Here is a 21461-nt window from a genome sequence, read left to right as displayed (position 1 = left end):
TAAAACTTAATGTAGAGCGTGTTGTAAACATCACACATAGCCGCCCGAAACTCACCATGTATAGGGTTTATTGAATTGTTTTTATCGGAATGTTTACCATGGATGACAGTAATCAACACCTCAAATACCTACTAAAGCAGACGGATATTGCGTTTAAGGCTCTAATGAGAGAGCCTGCCTCAACACTATTAAACGAGCAATATGAAAAAGCGAAGCTTGAGCTAGATAGCTACACGGCTTCGCTTAAACATACGTTAAACCAACGTCACCAGCAGCAACGGCAACGTTAACCAAATACAGTGAAGTCGATTGAATAAAGCCCTAAGTAACTTTGCTAAAGGTTTCGAATTGATTGGGTAATGCCTGCGCCAACTCTCCGGATAACTTTGTGTAATCTGCGAGTACAGATGGCAACTGCTTAACAAGCATGCGTATATTACTTTCCAGCTGGGCAACTTGCGTTTCGTTTCTGTAGGACAAAGCCAATTCTATGTTGGCAAGCGTTGAAAAAAGTTTTAAACAACGGGACAACCTCGCCTCCGCAGGTTCAGGTAGTTTATCCTCTTCTAAATGCTCCTCGTCGTCATTTGTATTTTGAGCAGAGCGCTTATCAAGATGGTTCCAAGCATTTTGCCACACTGGCTCTAATTGTTTATGTACTTGTAAAAGCCCGTTCAGCCAGCTTTCTAATTCCTTTGAAGGCCTCATCACTCTTTTCACTTCTATCGCTTCGGTGAGTTCACTAGATAAAGGTGATTTACTCTGGCGCATTAAATCTAAATGGGCGCGCAAGCCGTTCATCAAGGTATCTGCAAGCTTATCGACATCTTTATCTACTAACTTGCTGTCACGAGATTGAATGAGCCAAGGCATCCACTGCTCGGGCATGGGGATTTCTGGTGCGGCCGCAACCGCAAAGATCATCCCATCAACCTGATAAGCATTCGGAAGTACATTTTTGAAATTGGGATGCGAAACGATATCGCTGATGATGTGTACTGGAAACCCGTCTTTCATCATTACCTTCCTTTTTTAATTTGCGTTCTCTTTCTCGAAACGGTAGTCTGCGCGGCCACTTTGCAGAGGGCATGTTTTCTAACACTATACCTCTCCCACATAGATGGGGTTGGGCACACAGAAAAATAGGTCCTTTGCACTGGGTACGCGACAATAGGTTTAAAACCAATCTGTTACTGTATTGGTTTAGCGGTACTGTTGCGTGCTCGCCCACCTATTGTCATGATAGCAAAACTTAACTAAGAGTCGTTGCAATGGCAAAAGATAAATCAGGATATATCATCGCGGCCGCCTTCATTGGCCCTGGAACAGTAACTACAGCAAGCTTGGCGGGTGCAAACTTTGGTTTTCACTTAGTATGGGCGCTACTTTTTTCCATATTCGCAACCATAGTATTGCAAGACATGGCGGCACGTCTTGGTGTAGCAAGTGGCCAAGGCCTGGCAAGCGCAATGAAAAGCATGGCGTATAAGCCATGGCTTAAAAACGCCTTCATTGTACTCATTGTTAGCGCTATTGGCATTGGTAACGCAGCCTATGAGTCGGGCAACCTAACCGGCGCAGCAATCGGACTAGACGCGTTTATCAATATAGGCATTGGTCCGTGGGCCAGCATATTAGGCACTATCGCAATTGTGTTGCTATGGTCAGGTAGCTACAAGTGGATAGAAACAGTATTGGTGTATCTTGTATTTATCATGGCGGGGGTATTTTTAGTGACGCTGCTAGTAGCCAAACCTGATATTACTGCAATGTTTAGCCAATTAATGTCACCGCGATTAGATGCCGATGCCATTACCACCGTGCTAGCCCTTATTGGCACAACCATAGTGCCATACAACCTATTCCTCCACGCCAGCCTTGTTGCGAAGTCATCAAAAGGACAGGATAAACAAAACGCTGTAATAGCCTGTCGAAACCAGTCGGCTAGAGCAATCAGTATGGGAGGGCTTATTACGCTAATTGTTATGGCCACAGCTATGATGGCGTTTTTCAACCAAGCAGCCACCATGGACGCGTCCAATATGGGCGAGCAGCTAAAACCGGTGTTAGGTGACAAGGCGCAGTGGTTCTTTGCATTAGGATTGTTCGCAGCCGGTTTGACCAGTGCCATTACCGCTCCCCTAGCCGCTGCTTATGCTGTAACCGGCGCGCTTGGACTATCTGATGATATGCAAAGTAAAAGCTTTAAAGCTGTTTGGCTCATTATCATTGTTGTAGGTGTAAGTGTTGCTGCACTTGGCTTTAAGCCCCTACCTGCTATTTTATTTGCGCAGGCAACTAATGCCCTACTGCTACCTATTATCGCGATATTTTTGCTGGTCGTTATGAACAAAAGCACAGCGCTAGGTGAGTTTAGAAATACGTGGAAAAGTAATCTGGCAGGCTTTGTGGTAGTAGGCACAGTGATTGGTTTGGGCTTATACAAACTTATCGGTGTGTTTAGCTAGCGTTAAAAATGATGGCAGAGTAATTTGCTCCCTTTGTATGCCGTTGTAGTGTGTAATCGCAGATAACAGATAGCAAAGAAACTAAGTGACTAACAAATTAACTATATGAAAAGGGCCAAAGTAATACTTTGGCCCTTTTTAATAAAGAGCGTAGTAACAAAAAGTACTCTGACCCCACAGATTTTTTTAGCTGGCGAGACGTTGGAGTATGTCTTGAAGCATAGATTTGCTGCAGCCAAAGTTGATTCTGAAATGATCCGCTTTGTGGAAATCAATACCCGGAGATGGCCCAACGCCCTTCTCTTCCGCCCACTGTTGAACGTTTTCTACGCCTAGCCCACTGGCATCTACCCATGCAAGAAACGTTGCATCGGCTTTTAGCATTTTAAGCCCGTCAATACTGTTGATGGTGTTAAACACCATGTCTCTGTTTTCACGTAAGTAGCTAAGCTGCTGCTGATGCCAATCGTCACACTGAGTGAATGCCGCTTCTGTTGCGGCTAAGCCAAGTACGGTTACCCACGGCACTATGCCTGCTGCGGCATTAGTAAACGCCTGACGTAGTTGACGATTAGGAATAATGGCAAAAGACGTACCTAAACCCGCAATATTAAATGTTTTGCTGGCAGCCATAAGCGTTACACTATTTTCAGCAAGGTTAGCCTCGCGGCCTGCTGGGATATGCTGCTTTCCGTCTTCTAAAATAAGGTCACAGTGTATTTCATCAGAGCAAAGCTTAACGTTGTTCGCACTACAGATTTCAGCAATGCGGTCCAGCTCCGCTTTAGAAAGTACCGAACCTACAGGGTTCATTGGGTTACAAAGAATAAACAGCTTGCACTTAGGGTCCGCAGCTTCTTTTTCTAACGCGTCAAAATCCAGTGTATAGCGCGCTCCATCGACTTCACTGATACTATCTAAACGTTCACCGTTCGCGCTTTCAACAACCGTACCTATATCTACTCGCTCTAGGCCGTTAAGCTTTGGTGCTGCCAGCAGTGGCGGATAATTTGGCGTTTGAATAAGAACTTTATCGCCGGGTTCACAATACGCTTTGCATGCTACGTTGAACGCAGGTACAACGCCTGGTGTCCACACTAACCACTCGGGCTGGATTTCCCAATTGTGCTTATCTTTAAGCCATCGCACTACAGCCTGAATAGCACCGTTGTGATGGGCAGGCAGTATATACCCCATATTTCCATGTTCAACTTGACCAGAGATGGCATCTAAGATTGGCTGAGCACAACGAAACTCTGTATCAGCCACCCAGGCAGGAATGATGTCTTTTCCTTTGTACTTTTGCCATTTGAACGAAAACGTATCTTTTCTAGAAGGGGTATTATCGAATAAGGCGCTCACATTACATCCTGTTGCTCAAAAACTTATAGCACCAGTGTAGAATTTTAGCGCCTCATAAACTAGGGGCTTAAGATGAATTAACTCAGATTTGCTATATCGAAATGTACTTTTATAGAGGTAAAGTTAAGGCGTTAAACAAGCAGTGGCAAGGTGGACTTTTTCATTTTATACCTTGTTACGGTGAAAGCCTGCTTACTTTCGTTACTAGGTGTTCATTACAAAGTGGCGTCGTCAATAAAACCGTAACATGTAAGACAAGCTTTAAGGCTAACTTGCTTGTGTTACTGCTTCTTTCGACTTTTGAACCAGCTCCTCCATATTCAGGGGTTTAGCTAAAAAGCCTGATACTTGAAGCTTACGTGCTTCAATAACGAGCTCTTTGTTAGGGTCGGCAGTAATAAGCAAAAAAGGGACGTTTAAACCAGATGACTGACAAGTTTTTAAAAGGCTAAGCCCGTCATAATCCGGCATTACTTGGTCACTTATGATCAAGCTTATGGTGTCGGAAGTTTGTTGTAGCAAAAAGTCTCTCGCAAATTTACTACGCGTAAATGGAAAAACAGTAGCGTCTAACTGCGTCTCTAACGCATCAGTAATAAGGTCTAGCGTAATAGGATCATCTTCAACAACGGCTACAGAAAACACTACCCTTCCCCTTTAGTTAGGTCATTAGTCGTTTATATTACAGCGACTTAGCTTACGTGTTAATGCGTAAACTTTTTCTTTCTTAAGCATAGAAGTTCTAAGCATGTTTGACCACTAACCTTTGGTCGATATTTAAGCTTTTGGGTGTTTAACCATTACAGTTAAATAACTAAGTTGGAGAGTTCGAAAGGAAAACTTTAAACCTACAAAAAATAGGGAAGGCTGGCGGCAACTATTAGGTTAACAAAGTTCAATCACTAATTAAAAAATGCCAGCAAAAGCTGGCATTTTTAAAATCGATGTAGTCTTAAAGGATATTAAGACTTAGGTGCGCGTGATGCACGCTTACGTTCGTTTTCTGTAAGAAGCTTCTTACGAATACGGATAGACTCAGGTGTTACTTCTACTAGTTCGTCGTCATCGATGAACTCAAGCGCTTGCTCTAGTGACATCTTGATTGGTGGAACTAGGGTTTGCGCTTCGTCAGTACCAGAGGCACGAACGTTTGTAAGCTGCTTACCTTTAAGTGCGTTTACAGTTAGGTCATTGTCACGGCTGTGAATACCAATAACCATACCTTCGTAAACTTCAACACCGTGACCGATAAATAGGCGACCACGCTCTTGCAGGTTAAACAGGGCGTTAGTCAATGCTTTACCGTTTGCGTTTGCGATAAGTACACCGTTTTTACGCTTACCGATGATACCGCCCTTGTACGGACCGTAGTGATCGAACGTGTGGTAAAGCAAGCCAGAACCAGATGTCATTGTCATAAAGTCTGTTTGGAAACCAATTAGGCCACGGCTTGGAATAATGAAGTCGATACGTACACGACCTTTGCCATCTGGAGACATATCGGTCATTTCGGCTTTACGAAGACCAAGCTGTTCCATGATTGAGCCTTGGTGCTCTTCTTCACAGTCAATCGTTAGTGTTTCGTAAGGTTCTTGTGTTTCGCCATCAACTTCTTTAAGAATTACTTCTGGACGAGATACAGCAAGCTCGTAACCTTCACGACGCATGTTTTCAATAAGAATGCCTAGATGAAGTTCACCACGACCTGATACGCGGAACTTATCAGGGTCTTGAGTTTCTTCAACGCGAAGCGCAACGTTGTGCACTAGTTCGTCGTTAAGACGCTCTAGGATGTTACGTGAGGTTACATATTTACCTTCTTTACCCGCAAACGGAGACGTGTTTACCTGGAAGGTCATGGTTACAGTAGGCTCATCAACCGTAAGTGGAGGAAGCGCTTCAACCGTGTTCTGGTCACAGATAGTGTCAGAAATCTTAAGTTCGCCAAGACCTGTAATAGCAATGATGTCGCCAGCATGTGCTGATTCAACTTCATGACGTGCAAGACCAAGGTAACCGTAAACCAAGCCTACTTTACCGTTGCGCTTTTCGCCATCAGCAGTAACAACCGTCACTTGTTGGTTTGGCTTAACTGAACCGCGCTTAACACGACCCACACCAATTACACCCACGTATGAGTTGTAATCAAGCTGAGAAATCTGCATTTGGAAAGGACCGTCTACGTCTGCATCAGGTGCAGAAACTTGCTCAACGATAGTTTCAAATAGTGCATTCATGTCTTCTTGAGGCTCGTCTGCATCGTGTGATGCCCAGCCATTTAGGGCAGAAGCGTAAACAACTTGGAAATCAAGCTGCTCGTCAGTTGCGCCTAGGTTATCGAAAAGGTCGAATACTTGATCCATTACCCAATCAGGGCGTGCGCCAGGCTTGTCGATTTTGTTGATAACAACAATTGGCTTAAGGCCTTGGGCAAATGCTTTTTGCGTTACGAAACGCGTTTGTGGCATTGGACCTTCCTGTGCATCTACAAGTAGAAGTACAGAGTCGGCCATTGACATTACACGTTCTACTTCACCACCGAAGTCAGCGTGTCCTGGAGTATCTACGATGTTGATACGGTAGTCTTTCCAGTTAATCGCTGTGTTTTTAGCTAGGATGGTAATGCCACGTTCTTTCTCGATGTCGTTCGAGTCCATTACGCGCTCTTCTTGCTCGCCTCGAGATTCAAGGGTGCCAGACTGCTGTAACAGTTTGTCTACCAGGGTGGTTTTTCCGTGGTCAACGTGGGCGATGATTGCGATGTTACGCAATTTACTAATATCAGTGGTATTCATGCTTATATAGAGCCTGTGTAAATCGATGCCAACTTAATTCGGGAATCGAATTAGTCTGCATTAGATTTGTTGCAAAAAAATGCAGATAGAGAAATTTGCGCGGATTGTACAGAAAAACCACGACGTTTGCGCACCTTTTTTTGATAAGAAGTCACTTTTATTAGAATTACCTCTTCAGTTTAAAAAATAACCATCCCTTTTGCACCGAATTGAACATATACAGTGGTGGTGTGATACAAAGTGATCTAGTCTAGATGACATAAAAGTAACAATTAAGCACCACTATGGAGCATTAACGCACCTTACTGGTGCATCACTATTCAAATGGAAGTGATGGATGCCTGTCCATGCCGCAAAATTCGGCTTGCTTGTAAATGGCATGATAATCGCTTTCACTTTTGCCACTGTTGGAGTGAAGCTGATCATTCCGCATTTTTACATTAAACCTGGAGGACACGATGTCAGTAGATAAGGCATTAGAACTGATTAAAGAAAGTGAAGCGAAGTTTGTAGATTTACGTTTTACCGACACTAAAGGTAAAGAACAACACGTATCAATTCCTGCAAGTGTTGTTGATGAAGAATTCTTCGAAGAAGGTAAAATGTTCGACGGTTCTTCAATTGCTGGTTGGAAAGGCATCAACGAATCAGATATGGTTCTTCTTCCAGACGCAGACAGCTGCGTAGTAGACCCTTTCGCAGAAGAAACACAAGTAAACATCCGTTGTGACATTGTTGAGCCTTCAACAATGGAAGGTTACGAGCGTGACCCACGTTCTGTTGCACGTCGCGCAGAAGAGTACTTGAAATCTACAGGTATCGGCGACACATGCTTCTTCGGCCCAGAGCCAGAGTTCTTCCTTTTCGACGACGTGCGTTTCCATACAGATATGGCAGGTTCGTTCTACAAGATTGACTCTTCAGAAGCAAAGTGGAACTCAGGTGAAGAATTCGAAGGCGGCAACATGGCTCACCGCCCTGGCGTTAAAGGCGGCTACTTCCCAGTACCTCCGGTAGATTCTGCTCACGACATTCGTGCTGCTATGTGTATGGTTATGGAAGAAATGGGCCTTGTTATTGAAGCTCACCACCACGAAGTAGCGACAGCGGGTCAAAACGAAATCGCTTGTGAATTCAACACGCTAGTTAAGAAAGCGGATGAAATTCAAGTGTATAAGTATGTTGTACATAATGTTGCACATGCATACGGCCAAACTGCTACCTTTATGCCTAAGCCTCTTGTTGGCGATAACGGTTCTGGTATGCACTGTCACCAGTCTATCTCTAAAGACGGCGTTAACATCTTCGCAGGTGACAAATACGCAGGTCTTTCTGAAGAAGCACTTTACTACATCGGTGGTATCATCAAGCACGCGCGTGCAATCAACGCCTTCGCTAACGCTTCTACTAACTCTTACAAGCGTCTAGTTCCTGGATTCGAAGCGCCGGTAATGCTTGCATACTCTGCGCGTAACCGTTCTGCATCAATTCGTATTCCTCACGTAACAAGCGATAAAGCGCGTCGTATTGAAGTACGTTTCCCTGACCCAACAGCTAACCCTTACCTTGCATTCTCTGCAATGCTAATGGCTGGCCTTGACGGTATCAAAAACAAGATTCACCCTGGCGATGCTATGGATAAAGACTTGTATGACCTACCTGCAGAAGAAGCGGCTGAAATTCCAACTGTTGCAAGCTCGCTTGAAATGGCACTTGAAGCACTTGATAACGATCGTGACTTCCTTAAAGCGGGTGGCGTAATGACTGACGACATGATCGATGCATACATCGACCTTAAGTCAGAAGAAGTAACTAAACTTAACATGACAACTCACCCAGTTGAGTTTGACATGTACTACAGCGTGTAATAACACACTGTATAGCGATATATACTAAAGCCCGCTTTGCGGGCTTTTTTTATGTTTGCAATTTAACTACTATGTCTTTGTGTCTGCGCTAAAAGTGGCTTATACGTTTGCTTACCTTGGGCAGTAAACTAAGGGCCGCCTTATTTGAGTACCGCTTAAAAGATGTAGCTACAGGCCTCCCGTGACAAAAGTATTATGCTGGCATTTTCCAAATATAATGATTAGGTAACAAACCGTGCAAAACATGATGCGATACATCTGCTTAACTTCACTGCTATTGATTAGCAGCAATGGGGTGTTACCCCTGCAAGCCGCTATGCTTGGCCTAGAGCAAGACAATTCGCAGCAAGAAACACAAATAAATGAGACAGAGCGTGACGCCGAGGCAACGACTCCCCTTTCTTCTTCAACTACAACAATCTATAAAGTGGTAGGAGAAGATGGCTCTATTACTTTCACCGATAAGCCGCAAAAAAATGCTGAACCACTGGCATTCGATGATAAAACGCAAAATGTAGTCACAGCAGCCAAAGTACCTCCCCCACCACCGCTTAAGCCTGATGCGCCCAAACCAAATTATCGCGTAGTCATTAAGTCCCCTGCACCAGAAGCAACAATCCGAAATAATTTAGGTGAGCTAACTATTTCTGCGGCGCAAACTGGTGCACCCAAAGCACCTATCTATCGCTTAATATTCGATAACGCCCCATTTGCTAGCAATAGTTCGGGCGTATTTAAACTCTCAGGTGTCCATCGTGGAGCACATACTTACAAAGTTGAGTTAACTAACAATACGGGCAAGACTCTTGCATCGTCTCCAGAACAAACCCTTTACCTACATCAGGCATCGGCGTTAATTAATAACTAATAGCGTGCAACCATTGTTCTGTAAGCGCACCACCGAGGTTCAGTAAGCTATGTTTGCTTAGCCTCTTATTCGCGTATCGCATCATTGCAAGCTACAATGCACAATTATGGTGCAAAGGAGACGAGCTCGGATGCATTCCACCGAGTTAGAAACACAACAGCTTATAAATAGCCTAAACACAGCATTGGTAATGGTAGATAACAAACTTACCATTGTTTACGCTAACCATGCGGGTGAAGCCTTGTTCGAGACTGGGCTAAAGCAACTTATCGGGCACCCGCTTCAAGACTTTTTCTTACCGGGAACAATAGAAACTACCAGACTAAAAGCGGCGATTAGAAAAGGTGAAGACTTTACCGAGAACGAAATTAAGCTAGCGTTCAGAGACAACCGCTATGTTTCTGCAGATTTAACCGTTACCAACTTACACTTTGACGATGGCCCTCGACTGCTGTTCGAAGTCAAAAAAATTGACCAACAAAAACGGATTTCTCGAGAGAATTTACAAAATGCACAACATTATGCGGCTCGAGAGCTAGTACGTGGCCTAGCGCACGAGATAAAAAACCCATTAGGTGGCATTAGAGGCGCAGCCCAGCTTTTAGAAAAAGAGCTGTCGGAAGAGCACAAAGAATTCACGCGTATGATCATTGAGCAATCTGATCGTCTGCGCAATCTGGTGGACCGTTTGCTAGGCCCTAATTCACTGCCTCGATTCGAAGAAAGCAATGTGCATCAGGCTCTTGAAAAAATACGTAGCCTAATGCGTTTTGATTCAGATAACCCTATAGCCATAGTTAGAGACTATGATCCTAGTATACCGCCGCTTTTATTAGACCCTGACATGATTCAGCAGGCTGTGCTTAATATTGTCAGAAATAGCATTCAAGCTTTAACCGAGAGCCAAACCCCTAACCCAGAGATTAGGCTAGTTACGCGAATAGAGCGCCAGATGACGATTCAAACGAAACGTCATGCGCTGGTAGCAAAAATAAAAATTATAGATAACGGCCCGGGTATTCCCCCTGAAATAAAAGACACGCTTTTTTATCCCATGGTCACGAGTAAGCAAAATGGCTCTGGGCTGGGTTTGTCTATTTCGCAAACCCTTATTAACCACCACGGCGGCAAAATAGATGTAGACAGCTACCCTGGTCACACTGAGTTCGTAATTTATCTACCAATAGATCGTAAGGAGACAGACGATGACGAATGAGTCTGTGTGGATTGTCGATGATGACAGTTCTATTCGTTGGGTGCTGCAAAAGGCCTTACAAGCCGCTGATATCAGCTGTTTGAGTTTTGAAAACCCTGAAGATTTATTGCTTCAACTTCAAAGCGGTCAAGCCCCCGAAGTCATCATTTCGGACATAAGAATGCCACAAATGGACGGCATGACATTACTGAACGAAGTACACGCTTCTCATCCGCTGCTTCCCGTTATTATTATGACGGCGCATTCGGATTTAGACAGTGCGGTAAACGCTTATCAAAAAGGGGCATTTGAATACTTGCCAAAACCTTTTGATATTGACGAAGCAGTAACCTTAACTCAGCGCGCCCTTGCTCATGCAAGAGAGCAGTCGACGGTATCCAAATCACAAGTTGAAGACGTTGTAACCGAGATAATTGGTGAAGCGCCTGCTATGCAGGAAGTTTTCCGTGCTATAGGTCGACTTTCACGTTCTTCGATAAGCGTGCTTATTAATGGCCAATCGGGTACCGGTAAAGAGCTGGTAGCGCACGCACTTCACAGACACAGCCCTAGAGCGAGCAAGCCTTTTATTGCGCTTAACATGGCGGCAATCCCGGCTGACTTGGTTGAGTCTGAGCTGTTCGGGCATGAAAAAGGCGCTTTTACCGGTGCACAAGCAGCACGCCAAGGGCGTTTTGAGCAAGCTGACGGCGGTACACTTTTCTTAGATGAAATAGGCGATATGCCGTTAGATGTGCAAACCCGTCTATTGCGAGTACTCGCGGATGGTCAGTTTTATCGCGTAGGTGGTCATCAGTCGGTAAGCGTTGATGTACGCATTATTGCAGCCACTCACCAAAACTTAGAGCAGCGTGTTGCTGAAGGAAAATTCAGGGAAGATTTATTTCACCGCCTGAACGTTATTCGCGTGCATCTTCCATCACTCAACGAACGTCGTGAAGATATTCCGTTGTTAACACGCCACTTCCTTCGCCGAGCAGCCAAAGAACTTGATGTGGAGGCAAAAAGCATTTCTAAAGAAGCTGAGCGCGTTATGTCTCAGTTACCATGGCCTGGTAACGTAAGACAGTTAGAAAACGTATGCCGCTGGCTAACAGTGATGGCAAGTGGACAAGAAGTCTTACCGAGCGATCTGCCGCCAGAAATTCACAGCGATAGCAGTATTGAAAAACCGAGTGCCGAATCGGGTGATTGGCCAGATTTACTTGCAAGTTGGACCGACAAACAACTACGCGATGGTCACCACAATATCCTTAACGACGCTATGCTAACTTTCGAGCGCGTAATGCTTGAGCGAGCACTCCAGCACACACACGGTCACAAACAAGATGCGGCTAAACGCTTAGGTTGGGGAAGAAACACGCTTACCCGTAAGCTAAAGGAATTAGGTGTGAATTAAACCTGTTTCGCTTTTTGAAGTTGCTGGCAAGCCTTTAGCTGAATTAGGCTCTCAGCCAACACTACATAGCAAGAAAAGGGCAGTGTTTACTGCCCTTTAGTTAAAAGCGCCGTCATAGCCTGATTAAACAGCCTTACCCACTTCATACTGAACTGGCCTTTGGCACTGCGGTTAATCTCGATCACTGCTTCTTTTTTGGAAAGCACATTGTCTTCATTGTGCGCTCTTGGGTGTGTCATTGCGTCGTAAGTGTCAACAATTGCAAGCAGCTTAGCGCCTTCACAGATATCGTCTTCTTTTATGCCTAGCGGATATCCAGTTCCATCAGTGCGCTCATGGTGTTGCATCACAATTTTACGCGCCATGTCCCATTGGTCTAGGTGCTCTAACAAACGAGCGCTTTTGTAAACGTGAGACCGCATCAGATTGAACTCAATATCACTTAATTCATCGCCTTTATGCAACAGCTTTAACGGCATGAACGCCATACCAAAATCATGAACGTAACTGGCTACCGCTAGCTGGTCTTCGTCAATTGGATTTTCAGCCACATCGTTAATGTACATGGCCAACTTAGCAATGCGATCACCTCGTCCAACCCAATAGTTAGAACGCCGCTCAATGGTTTGCATAAGATCGCGGAAAAACAAAATGTCTTGTTTTTTCTCACTGCTAATGTCTTTAGGTATACCTGTCGCAGCTAATGTGGGCGGCTTTATTTGCACGTTTTCAGGGTCGTCGCCGTCAGCGACAATGTCTAATGCAGGGTTGAGTAACAACACAGCTTCAGTAAGACGTTTTTCATGTTCAGCAGAATTGTCAGGTGTTACACGACTGATAGCCAGCACTAGCTGGTTGTGAAGGTTGTCATCATACTCAGCCTTACCGTCAGCCATTACAGCCTCGACAAAGGCTTTTACTCTGTCCATAGTAAGAAGTACCAAGTCACTCATAGTGCTGGTATATGCCACCTGCCCTTTGCGTAAGTAATCGAGCAAATCTTCGACATGCTGTAAAAGGGGGATCATCGGAGAGAAATTAACTAAGCCTAAATCGCCCTTAATAGTGTGGATTGAACGAAACAGGGCTCGTTGCAACTCGTTGTCTTCCGGCCGAAGCTCTAATTCAATCAAAGTTTGCTCACTTGATTCATAGAGTTCGTTAATTTCCTCCATAAGGTCAGCAAGAATATCTTCTTCTAGGTCGTCTGGAGTAAATGTCTGCATGTAATGAATACCGAGTTAGGTTCTATTAAGCTTTCTATTATTGTAATTCGGTATCGGCAAAATTTCCTCATACTAAAGGTGATAAAGAAGGAACTTTCACAAGTGATGACCCGATTAAATCTAAACACTGTAAAAACTCATCGGACAAGTGTACGCTGAAACTTCATCTATACTGCGCGCGTCAATTGTATCTAGGAGTTGTTTTGATCGCTTTATTTCGCATACCGGCACTATTTATCGCCTTTTTATTAATCAACATTCTTTTGCTGATCATTTGTATTGTGCGCCCTTTTCACAAGGACAACGTGCATGCTGCCGGTAGTTTGTATTCACTTATGGCTAAAATAGTGGGCCTTAAAATTATCATAAAAAGAGACCTCGCTGTAAAAACGAACGAGCCTTATGTTTTCATTGCAAATCACCAAAACAGCTTCGACGTTATTACTATTTGTAAGGCTGCGCTTCCCGGCGTAGTCACAATTGGAAAAAAGAGTTTGAAATGGATCCCCATTTTCGGCCAAATTTATTGGCTGTCGGGGAATATCATGATCGATAGAAAAAATTCAGGAAAAGCGCGAAACACCTTAGATATTGCCGCTAACCGCATAGCTAAAAAGAAAACGTCTGTATGGTTATTCCCTGAAGGTACCAGAAGTTACGGCAGAGGCATTCTACCGTTTAAGCAAGGGGCTTTTCGTTTAGCCAAAACCACGAATGAACCTGTAGTTATGGTTACAGCGAGCAACCTGCATAAAAAGGTTAAATGGAACCGCTGGAATAACGGGATTGTGCTGATTGATATCGCAGCACCTCAATCACTGACCGAAGAACGCACAATTAAAGAGTGGATGGTGCACTTTAATGATGAAATGAAACAAAAGTTTGATGTGCTTAATACACAGGTCGATGAACTGGAAAAAAGCAGGTAAACTTGCGCCTAAATTGCTAACGAGTGTTTATTATGACCCAGTTCGATGAAAGAGAAGAGTGGTACGAGTTTAACCAAGAAACTATTGATGCCCTTCTAGAAGATGGCAGTCAAGCAGATGCCGACTATACCATTGAGCACCATTTCGCCAGTACCGACTTTGACGTGTTAGAAAAAGCCGCTGTTGATGCGTTTAAAGCTGGCTTTGAAGTAACTGACGCCGAAGAGCTAATTCTTGATGACGGCGAAACCATTTTTTGCTTCGACGCCGTGGTAGAAAGAAAGCTTAATATTGAAAAGCTTAATGCGGATTCAGACGCTCTTTTAAAAATCGCTGACAAACACGATGTGACCTACGACGGATGGGGCACGTATTTCGAGCCACGCGAAGAAGGCGAGTACGAAGAAGAAGACCATCACTTCGACGACTAACCCTTAATTTTTCCTATAAAGCTGAAGGGATATTAAGTTACTCTTCAGCTTTTGTTCATCTTTTTTCGTCAACAATGACTCTGTCATTATCGATTGGAAAAGGGTGGACAGATGAAAAACTTAGTATCAGCACTTACAGCATATTCTGCTATCGCCGCATTACAGCTTGCGTTTTTGTCACCTGTACATGCAAATACCGATAGTAGTTCAGAAGTAAAACAGGTTAACTCAACTGAATTCCGTTACGACAAACCATTTTTAGCCACTGGATCACTACAGCCGAAAACCACAAAAGGGCTGACCAATGACAGTATTGTCGAGCAATCTACCGATAAGGCCAACGCTCAACAAAGCACGCTCAGCCAGACTAATAAGCATCAACAACACCTAGGTGTAAACAAGTCATCAAGCGATATTGTGGTTAGCAGCGTTAATGAATTTTGGATTTATGAAAGCTGGGTAACGCTGCTACAAGACATTGACTACGATGGATATCACTCTACATTCTCGATTGAGTTTGACACTGACACAATTTTCACACGAGCGCCTGTCTACGCAGTATTGTATTTAGGTAAAGACGGTCTCTACGATGCAATTCACGTGTCGTCTGAATTTTATATTTATTCTGAAGATTCAACCGATACATTCACCATCGAAAGTTCATTAGTATCTGGCTTTCCTCCTGGCGAATACGACATACTGCTAGAACTTTACGATGCAGATACTGAAGAGCTAGTGGCATTTACCGATGCTTATGACGACAACGCACTTGCCTATCTTCCTCTTGAAAGTGAGAACAATGAGTACGTTGTAGAAGATACGGTGGTTATCGTAGAAGAGCATGGCGGTACCTGGTCGCTACTTCCATTGTTTCTACTTGGAGGCATTGTACTTACGAGACGCTTGAGCAAATCTTCTCGCCATTAATTTTCCTTCTAAATTTATCTTCGCCAAAAGCTGTTTTAAACACAGCTTTTGGCTATTTTTTAAACTAAAGTCTAATATATAGGTTGAACCCTTTCTTTAATTAACGTTGATTCGCCAATGTACAAGGAAAAACAGTACATACTGACGCTTTCAAGTGGTGTAGTGCAATGAGCTTCAACAATGTTAACTTGTTCAATCTTTTAGAAAACACAGAAATTGGTGTGGTTATTCACAATGCTTCTGGCGCAGTGGAGTACGCCAACCCCGCTGCGTTGTTGATGCTTAAATTAAGTCTTGAAGAGCTTAAGGACAAAAGCTTAGATGCAGAGACATGGGAGTTCATAGATAGGCAAAACAGGCGGCTTTCCTACGATGAATTACCTGTAGTTCGAGTGCTATCGACAGGCAAATCTGTAACTAATCAAATTTTAGGCATTATTGACAAAACAACAGAAAAAACCGCTTGGTTTAGTGTTAATGCCTACCCAGATAAAGTTAGCGGGAACGAAATTACACCGCCCTTTGCAGTCGTTTACTTTACAAACATTACAGCGAAAATAAACGACTTTTCCTATAGAGATATTGTGCAGAATTCACAAGACATGATTTTGGTGACAGAAGCCAAAAACATCAATGCCCCACTCTCACCTAAAATAATTTACGCCAATGAAGCCCTCTGTAAGCATACTGAGTATGACTTCGAAGAGCTAATTGGCGAAACACCCAGGATTTTTCAAGGAACCCTAACAGACAAAGCCCCCACTGATCGTATTCGCCAAGCCCTTGTTGAACAAATTCCGTGTACTGAGACACTGCTGAACTATACAAAAACCGGTACACCGTTCTGGGTACAAATGAATATATTCCCTCTAACCAACGATTTTGGTGAAGTTACGCATTTTGCTGCGGTTCAGCGCAATGTAAGCGAGATGAAGTTTCAGTCTGAACAACTGGATAAAAGAAATTCAGAGCTAAAAAGAATAAAACGAGATTTAGAAAACTTGGTTCACGAACGTACAAGTGAGCTGCGAGATGCAAACCTGAAATTAGAAAAGCTGGCATATTTTGACGCCTTAACCAATATTCCCAACAGGCGAGCGTTTATTGATGCGTTCTCTAAATCTTTAATGTTTGCCAAGCGCAACAACCATGAAGTTCTGGTAGGAATTGCAGATGTTGATCACTTTAAATCAATAAACGATAACTTCGGCCATGGGTTTGGCGATGAAGTACTGACTATCGTTGCGCAAACAATGCAGAGATTCTTTCGCGCCGAAGACGCAATAGGCAGAATTGGAGGGGAAGAATTTGCTTTTTGTATTGTGCTTCTAAGCCAAGTCTCCCCGCACCAAATACTGGATAGGCTAAGATTGAAAGTGAGCAGATTACATGAAACCCAGCCGCGTTTAAAAGGGCATAAAATTACGGTAAGCATTGGTGCAGTACAAACCAAGGAGCTTCAGCACAAAAGCGCTAAACAGCTCCTCACCTATGCCGACAAAGCGCTTTACGAGGCCAAAAACAATGGGCGAAATACGGTGGAGTGCATTCAGGAAGGTGCAAAAATTTCATCAATTTCAGCTCAAGAGCCTTTAGACGATGAGTCGCGGGAGGCGCTTTAACTGACTTAGAAAAAAAGCCCGCCGCTTAGCCTAAACATGCTTGAGCTGCTTAACGCAATGGCCTATTAGTGAGCCTTATTAATCGTCATTCTTCGACGTTTGAATTTCTTCAACTTCCACCACCACCTTTTCAACAATCTTCTAACATTTTTTTGGTAACACTATGAAATAAGTGCCAGAATGTAACGAGGACATCCCTTTATACGGAATTTCACAATGTCTACTAAGCCTTCAAAGAAAAATGTTTCTTCTGCATCACGCCGAACTTTACTAAAAGGCGGACTAGCGTTTGGGCTAACAGCGGGCGTGACACCTTTTGCTATAGGTAAATCTAAGCCGACGCTTAGGGTTATGGGAACCCACGTGACTTTACAGGAGGCTATTCGGCAGCGGGCTATTGAAGACTTAGGTATCAATATTGTGTTTGAACCTGGCGGTAGCGCAACTGTGCTACAAAAAGCCTCGATGAATCCCCACTCTTTTGATTTATACGAGCAATGGTCAAATAGCATTAACGTTCTGTGGCGAGCAAAAGCTATCCAACCTATACAGAAAACGCGCCTTCAATATTGGGATGAAATAAACAATTTAAGTAAAACCGGTACGCTCACTGAGAATGCGCGCATGGGCGCGGGTGATGCACCCCACAAGATCCTCAATGTTCAAAGCGATGGCTCTTTAGGCGAACAGCACACCGATACCATTAGCTTTTTACCCTATGTACACAATGTAGACTCCTTTGGTTACGACACCTCAAAGCTACCCGCTGAACTGCAGGGGCAAGAAGAAAGTTGGGGATGGCTGTTAGATCGTCATTTTTCTGGAAAAGTAGGTATTGTGAACGACCCCACAATCGGACTATTCGATTTAGCATTAGCAGCACAAGCAAAAGGGTTCATTACTTTTAAAGATATTGGTGCCATCACCGAGTACGAGCTAGATGACTTGTTCAACCTGCTCATTGAATTAACCCAGTTGAATCATTTTAACGGGTTTTGGACATCGGTTCCCGAGTCTGTCGAATTTATGAAAAGCGGCCGAGTTGCCATTGAAAGTATGTTCTCCCCTGCGGTCTCAGCACTTAACGGCCAGAATATTCCCGTCACATTTGCAGCTCCCAAGGAAGGTTATAGAGGATGGCACGGCGTAATGTGCCTTTCTTCAGCTACCCAAGGAAGAATGAAAGATGTAGCTTACGAATATATGAACTGGTGGCTTTCAGGCTGGCCTGGCGCATTTATAGCAAGACAGGGCTATTACATTTCAAACCCTAAGCGTTCTGCCGATTATTTATCGCAGGCTGAATGGGACTATTGGTATAAGGGTAAAGTTGCCTCCACTCCGCTAAAAGGCCCAGATGGCAAGGTGAGTGTACAAAAAGGCGCCCAGCGTACCGGCGGCAGTTATGAAGAGCGCTTTAGTAACGTTGCAGTTTGGAATACGGTTATGCCAAGCTATGAATATAGCTTACAAAAGTGGTACGAATTTATCACCGCATAAAACAGTGTAATACCACATCTTAAATGGAAGAAGGTTCTTTAGGCTTATATGTTATCGTCAATACGGATACAGCTTATAACAGTGTTAGTTGCGCTAATCGCACTGATCCTTGCCCAAGGTTTTGTAGCGCGAAAAAACCAAGAGGTTTTGAATGAAGGCATTGCATCTGCTTCGAAAGCCGTCATTGATGTTAGTACAGTTAAAGAACTTGAGCGCGACGTTGTCGACCTTCAGCGCAATGTTCTAATTTTTAAGGAAAATGCAAGTAAGTCAGCCATAACTCGCTTTAGCCGCCTAATGGTTACGATAAATGGCAAGCTAGATAAACTAGCGGCGGTAAATGAGCTTGCCGATTCAAAAGATGACAGCAATCAAATCCTCGATAGAATGAGAGAGCATTTACACGCTTACCAGGAAAACTTCTCTCAAGTTGTTGAGGCTCGCTCAGAAAGAGATAACCTTATCGATCAAGGCACAATGTCTGACATTACGTTGCTAGGAAGTGAGCTTGATAAGGCTTTAGCACAAGGGCAGATTTCTGCTGCTTTCGTAGACGATGCCAAGGTCATTCTTATACGTACAGAAAATGCGATGCTGAAATACTTGATGAAGCCTGATATGAAATTCATCCAGTCTTTTAATGATGCCATAGACGCTTTAAAACGCTTACCATCCTCTGCTCCCCCTAAATTGCAACAGCGTATTGAACGCATCACAGATAGGATAAAAAACGACTTCTTTAAGCTAACGCAAATAACACAAGGCAACCTTTTTCTGGTTAATGTTGTTATGGCAGGCTCTGCAAACGAATTTCTCTATCTAAGTGGAGAACTGGCGAAAAAGGTCAGTACCGACTCTGAGGTTATAACGCAGCGCACTTACCAAATAGCAGAAAGTACACAACGCAATGGTGAGCTCTTTTCTCTGTTTGCCATTTTACTTGCTTTGTCGGCGGCATTGTTTTCCACCTTGCGTATTCTTGGGCCTATCCGCTCTATCACTGAAGTTTTCAATAAGCTCGCTCAAGGCATACAAATCTCTAATATTCCAGGCAGTAATCGAAAAGATGAAATAGGCAAGCTAGCGAAAGCCGCTCTTGTATTTAGCGATAAAAACCGTGAGACAGAAAAGCTGCTCAATGAAGCGCGAACCATGAACTCTCAGTTGGAAGACTTAAATAAAGTTATCACCGAATCTAAAGTTAAAGCCGAGCAAGCTACCGCATCGAAAAGTATGTTTCTGGCCAATATGAGCCACGAAATACGCACGCCTATGAATGGCATTATTGGGTTGATAGAACTAGCTCAGCAGCAAGAGCTTTCTTCTACGGTTAGAGGTTACTTAGACAAAGCGGCGTACTCTGGGCAGATTCTGCTAAGCGTAATTAACGATATCCTCGACTTCTCCAAAATTGAAGCAGGTAAGCTTAAGATAGAAGAAGTGAGCTTTTCACTACACTCGCTATTTGACAACTTGATTGCGGTAATTGCGTTACGAGCAAAAGAGAAGAACCTGTCGGTTCATTTTACGGTAAATCCCAAAATACCGCCTCAGGTCATTGGCGACCCTCTTCGTATAGCTCAAATTATCATGAACATTGGCAATAACGCCGTAAAATTCACAGAACAAGGCCGTATAGAAATTGAGTTTGACGGTAGTTTAAATGAAAAAGGTAACCTGCTTAATCTTTCCATGAGAATAACCGATTCTGGCATTGGAATGAGTCCTGCGCAGCTTGATAAAATATTCAAACCTTTTACTCAAGCTGACGGTTCAACCAACAGAAAATACGGAGGTACGGGCTTAGGACTTGCTATCGTAAGCCAGCTTACCGAACTCATGAATGGTCGACTAGATGCGACCTCGACCATGGGTAAAGGTAGCACGTTTGAAGTTGAACTTCCCTTACGAGCCTTTAAAAACCAGCCTGGGGTATTAGAGAACTCGCCTCAGCTACCGAGTAATAGCCTTTACATTACCGAGTCACCATTGCTTCCTGAGGCTTATTGCACCCAAATTCAGCTTTCGACAATATCGGGCATGCCAATAGATGAAGCTAAAAATGCTTCGTCGCTCCCAGACCACATTATTGTCGATGTTCATGAGTTTAGCTTCTTTAGAAAGAATATTAGCTGGCTAAATAGCTTATTGGAAAGCGGAAAATCTGTGGGTTTGGTGATGGAAAGCGCAGGCAGCGCTTTGCAATCTAAATATGATTCGCTTTGGAAGGGCCCATTAATTATGCACCCCTTTACACCGGCCCAATTCGAGCGATTTGTTAATCAGGTTATCTCGAAAGACGCCAGCTTTGAAGGTCAGCACTTTAAAGACGAATCGCTAATTACTGCACTTGAGGGGCACGTACTGCTGGTTGAAGACAATAATATAAATCAGCTTGTTACTGGCGAGATGCTCACTAACCTTGGGCTAACCTTTGATATAGCAGAAGATGGTAAACAGGCCGTACAAAAAATAGAAAACTCGCCTCAATACGACCTCGTACTGATGGATGTACAAATGCCAGTTATGGACGGATATGAAGCCACAACTCAGCTTCGAGAAAAGGGGTTTACAGCATTACCCATTATCGGCCTTTCCGCAAACGCGATGAAAGAAGACAAGCAAAGCGCTATAAAATCTGGCATGAACGACTATTTGACCAAACCTATTAAGCAAAGGTCGTTGATAGGCATGCTAAGACAATACTTGGGTAAGCAAGACTAGGTTCCATTGGGCGAAATCGGTTGAGGTAAATGTTTAGTCGTGCTTTTGGTAGAAGGCAACAGCACAAAGTCCTAATGTCAGTCAGTATTCATTTAAATTAGTTTCTAATGTGAGCTAGCGCTTTAA

At 43.7% G+C, this 21461-nt stretch carries 17 protein-coding genes; 12 read left to right on the top strand and 5 right to left on the bottom strand.

Annotation, left to right across the window (positions count from 1 at the left end; all coding sequences use genetic code 11):
- Positions 1-98: 98 nt before the first annotated feature.
- Positions 99-290 carry a hypothetical protein gene (locus tag IW644_RS05170; protein ID WP_179984405.1) on the top strand — a complete coding sequence of 64 codons (192 nt, stop codon included), beginning with the start codon at positions 99-101 and terminating at the stop codon, positions 288-290.
- Positions 291-321: 31 nt separating this feature from the next.
- Here the strand turns inward: IW644_RS05170 and IW644_RS05165 are convergent, their stop codons facing one another.
- Positions 322-1020: a UPF0149 family protein gene (locus tag IW644_RS05165; protein ID WP_269916701.1), complete on the bottom strand. Its 699-nt coding sequence runs from the start codon at positions 1018-1020 to the stop codon at positions 322-324.
- A gap of 251 nt (positions 1021-1271) precedes the next feature.
- On the opposite strand from IW644_RS05165, the gene IW644_RS05160 reads away from it, so the two are divergent.
- A complete protein-coding gene (locus tag IW644_RS05160; RefSeq protein ID WP_269916700.1) occupies positions 1272-2468 on the top strand; it encodes an Nramp family divalent metal transporter in 1197 nt (398 codons plus the stop codon).
- Positions 2469-2654: 186 nt separating this feature from the next.
- Here the strand turns inward: IW644_RS05160 and IW644_RS05155 are convergent, their stop codons facing one another.
- The 3 genes from IW644_RS05155 to typA form a co-directional block, all read right to left on the bottom strand.
- Entirely contained in the window at positions 2655-3830 is a 1176-nt protein-coding gene (locus IW644_RS05155; RefSeq protein ID WP_269916699.1) for a MalY/PatB family protein, read from the bottom strand.
- Between the two features lie 267 nt (positions 3831-4097).
- Positions 4098-4475: a response regulator gene (locus tag IW644_RS05150; RefSeq protein ID WP_179984409.1), complete on the bottom strand. Its 378-nt coding sequence runs from the start codon at positions 4473-4475 to the stop codon at positions 4098-4100.
- A 317-nt stretch (positions 4476-4792) separates the two neighbouring features.
- Positions 4793-6625 (bottom strand): translational GTPase TypA, encoded by a 1833-nt coding sequence (gene typA, locus IW644_RS05145; protein WP_269916698.1) that lies wholly within the window; start codon positions 6623-6625, stop codon positions 4793-4795.
- A 458-nt stretch (positions 6626-7083) separates the two neighbouring features.
- Between typA and glnA the strand changes: the two genes are divergently transcribed.
- The 4 genes from glnA (at position 7084) to glnG (ending at position 11976) form a co-directional block, all read left to right on the top strand.
- Positions 7084-8493 carry a glutamate--ammonia ligase gene (gene glnA, locus IW644_RS05140; protein WP_020746516.1) on the top strand — a complete coding sequence of 470 codons (1410 nt, stop codon included), beginning with the start codon at positions 7084-7086 and terminating at the stop codon, positions 8491-8493.
- 244 nt (positions 8494-8737) lie between these two features.
- Positions 8738-9361: a DUF4124 domain-containing protein gene (locus tag IW644_RS05135; protein WP_269916949.1), complete on the top strand. Its 624-nt coding sequence runs from the start codon at positions 8738-8740 to the stop codon at positions 9359-9361.
- Positions 9362-9491: 130 nt separating this feature from the next.
- On the top strand, positions 9492-10577 hold the full coding sequence (gene glnL / locus IW644_RS05130) for a nitrogen regulation protein NR(II) (protein ID WP_269916697.1): 1086 nt from the start codon (positions 9492-9494) through the stop codon (positions 10575-10577).
- Positions 10567-11976, top strand: a complete 1410-nt coding sequence (gene glnG / locus IW644_RS05125; RefSeq protein ID WP_269916696.1) for a nitrogen regulation protein NR(I) — start codon at positions 10567-10569, stop codon at positions 11974-11976. The genes glnL and glnG overlap by 11 nt, the downstream gene beginning before the upstream one ends.
- Positions 11977-12062: 86 nt before the next feature.
- Here glnG and IW644_RS05120 read toward each other — a convergent pair whose 3' ends face one another.
- Positions 12063-13202, bottom strand: a complete 1140-nt coding sequence (locus tag IW644_RS05120; protein ID WP_269916695.1) for an HD-GYP domain-containing protein — start codon at positions 13200-13202, stop codon at positions 12063-12065.
- Between the two features lie 203 nt (positions 13203-13405).
- Between IW644_RS05120 and IW644_RS05115 the strand changes: the two genes are divergently transcribed.
- The 6 genes from IW644_RS05115 to IW644_RS05090 all read left to right on the top strand — a co-directional run bounded on the left by IW644_RS05115 (position 13406) and on the right by IW644_RS05090 (position 21335).
- Entirely contained in the window at positions 13406-14131 is a 726-nt protein-coding gene (locus tag IW644_RS05115; RefSeq protein WP_269916694.1) for a 1-acylglycerol-3-phosphate O-acyltransferase, read from the top strand.
- Between the two features lie 32 nt (positions 14132-14163).
- Positions 14164-14562, top strand: coding sequence for a ribonuclease E inhibitor RraB (rraB, locus tag IW644_RS05110; RefSeq protein ID WP_118492491.1), 399 nt, complete (start codon positions 14164-14166; stop codon positions 14560-14562).
- 111 nt (positions 14563-14673) lie between these two features.
- Positions 14674-15489, top strand: coding sequence for a choice-of-anchor H family protein (locus IW644_RS05105; RefSeq protein ID WP_269916693.1), 816 nt, complete (start codon positions 14674-14676; stop codon positions 15487-15489).
- Between the two features lie 167 nt (positions 15490-15656).
- Positions 15657-17111 carry a diguanylate cyclase gene (locus tag IW644_RS05100; protein ID WP_269916692.1) on the top strand — a complete coding sequence of 485 codons (1455 nt, stop codon included), beginning with the start codon at positions 15657-15659 and terminating at the stop codon, positions 17109-17111.
- A gap of 216 nt (positions 17112-17327) precedes the next feature.
- Positions 17328-18611 (top strand): ABC transporter substrate-binding protein, encoded by a 1284-nt coding sequence (locus IW644_RS05095; RefSeq protein WP_269916691.1) that lies wholly within the window; start codon positions 17328-17330, stop codon positions 18609-18611.
- A gap of 48 nt (positions 18612-18659) precedes the next feature.
- Positions 18660-21335, top strand: coding sequence for a hybrid sensor histidine kinase/response regulator (locus IW644_RS05090; RefSeq protein ID WP_269916690.1), 2676 nt, complete (start codon positions 18660-18662; stop codon positions 21333-21335).
- The last annotated feature ends 126 nt before the right edge of the window (positions 21336-21461 follow it).

Origin of the sequence: Alteromonas sp. PRIM-21 (assembly GCF_027563165.1) — a bacterium.
GTDB classification, from domain to species: Bacteria; Pseudomonadota; Gammaproteobacteria; order Enterobacterales; family Alteromonadaceae; genus Alteromonas; species Alteromonas macleodii_A.
This window is presented reverse-complemented; position numbering and strand designations above follow the sequence as displayed.

Excerpts from the sequence above, each read along its gene's own strand:
- IW644_RS05170 (WP_179984405.1), top strand. The coding sequence starts at position 99 with ATGGATGACAGTAATCAACACCTCAAATACCTACTAAAGCAGACGGAT.
- IW644_RS05165 (WP_269916701.1), bottom strand. The coding sequence starts at position 1,020 with ATGATGAAAGACGGGTTTCCAGTACACATCATCAGCGATATCGTTTCG.
- IW644_RS05160 (WP_269916700.1), top strand. The coding sequence starts at position 1,272 with ATGGCAAAAGATAAATCAGGATATATCATCGCGGCCGCCTTCATTGGC.
- typA (WP_269916698.1), bottom strand. The coding sequence starts at position 6,625 with ATGAATACCACTGATATTAGTAAATTGCGTAACATCGCAATCATCGCC.
- glnA (WP_020746516.1), top strand. The coding sequence starts at position 7,084 with ATGTCAGTAGATAAGGCATTAGAACTGATTAAAGAAAGTGAAGCGAAG.
- IW644_RS05135 (WP_269916949.1), top strand. The coding sequence starts at position 8,738 with ATGATGCGATACATCTGCTTAACTTCACTGCTATTGATTAGCAGCAAT.
- glnL (WP_269916697.1), top strand. The coding sequence starts at position 9,492 with ATGCATTCCACCGAGTTAGAAACACAACAGCTTATAAATAGCCTAAAC.
- glnG (WP_269916696.1), top strand. The coding sequence starts at position 10,567 with ATGACGAATGAGTCTGTGTGGATTGTCGATGATGACAGTTCTATTCGT.
- IW644_RS05120 (WP_269916695.1), bottom strand. The coding sequence starts at position 13,202 with ATGCAGACATTTACTCCAGACGACCTAGAAGAAGATATTCTTGCTGAC.
- rraB (WP_118492491.1), top strand. The coding sequence starts at position 14,164 with ATGACCCAGTTCGATGAAAGAGAAGAGTGGTACGAGTTTAACCAAGAA.
- IW644_RS05105 (WP_269916693.1), top strand. The coding sequence starts at position 14,674 with ATGAAAAACTTAGTATCAGCACTTACAGCATATTCTGCTATCGCCGCA.
- IW644_RS05100 (WP_269916692.1), top strand. The coding sequence starts at position 15,657 with ATGAGCTTCAACAATGTTAACTTGTTCAATCTTTTAGAAAACACAGAA.
- IW644_RS05095 (WP_269916691.1), top strand. The coding sequence starts at position 17,328 with ATGTCTACTAAGCCTTCAAAGAAAAATGTTTCTTCTGCATCACGCCGA.
- IW644_RS05090 (WP_269916690.1), top strand. The coding sequence starts at position 18,660 with ATGTTATCGTCAATACGGATACAGCTTATAACAGTGTTAGTTGCGCTA.